The following is a 1,873-nucleotide window of genomic DNA, read 5'->3' as shown; positions in this document are numbered from 1 at the left end:
TTCGGCGGCGTCGGCGAGGTCGATGTCGCCGACGACCACCCGGTCGTCGGCGACGCCTGCGGTCAGGACGTCGACGATGCGCGCCCCCAGTTCGCGAACCGTCCGCTCGTCGAAGAGATCGGTGGCGTGGACGATGCGACCGGCGAGACCGGCGAGGCGGCCGTCGTCGTCGCGGTCGGTGGTCATGCCGATCATCAGGTCGAATCGCGCCGCGGGGCTGCCCGTGTCGACGGGGGTGGCCGTGAGCCCCGGGACGGAGATCTCCCCGACCGGGGACTGTTCGAGGGTGAGCATGACCTGCGCGAGCGGGGCGAAGGCCTCGCTGCGCGTGGGTGCGAGGGCATCGACCAGGTACTCGAACGGCACGTCCGAGGCGGCGAAGGCATCGAGATCGGTCGTGCGGACCTCGCCGATCACCTCGCCGAAGGTCGTGTTCGGATCGACCCGGGTGCGCAGGACCACGGTGTTGACGAACATGCCGACGAGGTCGTCGAGTTCGGCGCGGCCGCGGCCCGCGACCGGGGTGGCGACTGCGATGTCGGTGGTCGAGGCCAGGCGCGACAGGACGACCGCGACGGCCGCATGCAGGACCATGAAGAGCGTGACGCCGCGTCGGTGTGCGTAGTCCTCGATCACCGACGCGAGGTCGTCGGGTACCTCGATGTCCACGACCCGGCCCCGATGAGAGGCGACCGCCGGCCGGGGACGGTCGGTCGGGAGTTCGAGGACGTCGGGCAGATCGGCCAGCTGATCCTTCCACCACGCGGCCTGGTGGCCGAGTTCGGAATCCGGGTCGTCGAGACGGCCGAGGGTGTGACGCTGCCAGAGGGCGACGTCCGCATACTGCACGACCGGCGGTTCCCAGGTCGGTTCGGTTCCGGCGACGCGCGCACGGTAGGCCGTGAGCAGATCGGCGACGAGGGGCCGCAACGACTCCCCGTCGGCGGCGATGTGGTGCAACACGACGACGAGCAGGTGGTCTCCGGTCGATCCGAGCGTGACGACTCCGGCGCGGATCGGCAGGTCCCGGGTCACGTCGAAGGCGGTGTTCGGGAGGTTCTCGACGTCGGCGTCGTACCACCACTGTCCGACGCCGAGCTCCTCGGCGTCGAGGACGTCCTGCCAGGGGCGCCCCTCGAGATCCTGCGGGTACCGGGTGCGGAGCACCTCGTGGCGGATGATGACGTCGGCCAGGGCCGTGCGGAGCGCGACGACGTCGACGCGCCCGGACAGCCGCAGGGCGAAGGGGATGTTGTAGGCCGGCGACGACGGATCGAACTGGTTGATGAACCACATCCGCTCCTGCGCGGGCGACAGCGGAGGACGCGCGGGCCGCGGGATGGACCCCAGGTCGCGGACATGTGCCGCATCGTGCTCCCGCCCGGTGGTCGTCTCATCGCGTCGTTCGTCGACCCACCGGGCCATGGCGCGCACCGAGGGCGCGTCGAAGAGTTCCCGGACGCCGAACGGCACGCCGCAGGCGTGGGAGACCCGCGCCGCGACCCGCGTGGCCGAGAGCGAATGACCACCGATCTCGAAGAATCCGTCGGTCACCGAGATCTGGCCGGCCGGGCGCTCGAGGACCTCCGCGACGATGTCGGCGATCTGTCGTTCCGTGTCCGAGGCCGGCGGGACGATCGCGCGCGGGGCGAGGTCGGGCGCGGGAAGCGCCTTGCGATCGATCTTCCCCGAGGTCCCCAGCGGCATCTCGTCGAGCACGACGACGGTGTCGGGAACCATGTAGGGCGCGAGGTGCCGGGCGGCATGCTCGCGGATGTCGGCCCCCGTCGTGCCGACAGGACCGGACACATAGGCGACGAGTCGTTGGTCGCGGACCAGCACCGCGGCAGAGATCACGCCGGGCGCGTCTGCG

At 71.2% G+C, this 1,873-nt stretch carries 1 protein-coding gene; it reads right to left on the bottom strand.

Features of this window, described 5'->3' with window-relative positions; genetic code table 11:
- Positions 1 to 1,857: condensation domain-containing protein (locus GP2_RS20705; RefSeq protein WP_255218679.1), on the bottom strand; the 1,857-nt coding region annotated here is incomplete at its 3' end.
- Between the last annotated feature and the right edge of the window lie 16 nt (positions 1,858 to 1,873).

The organism is Gordonia paraffinivorans NBRC 108238 (assembly GCF_000344155.1).
Classification (GTDB): Bacteria; Actinomycetota; Actinomycetes; order Mycobacteriales; family Mycobacteriaceae; genus Gordonia; species Gordonia paraffinivorans.
The sequence above is the reverse complement of the archived record's forward strand: the minus strand, read 5'-3'. Positions and strand labels throughout refer to the sequence as shown.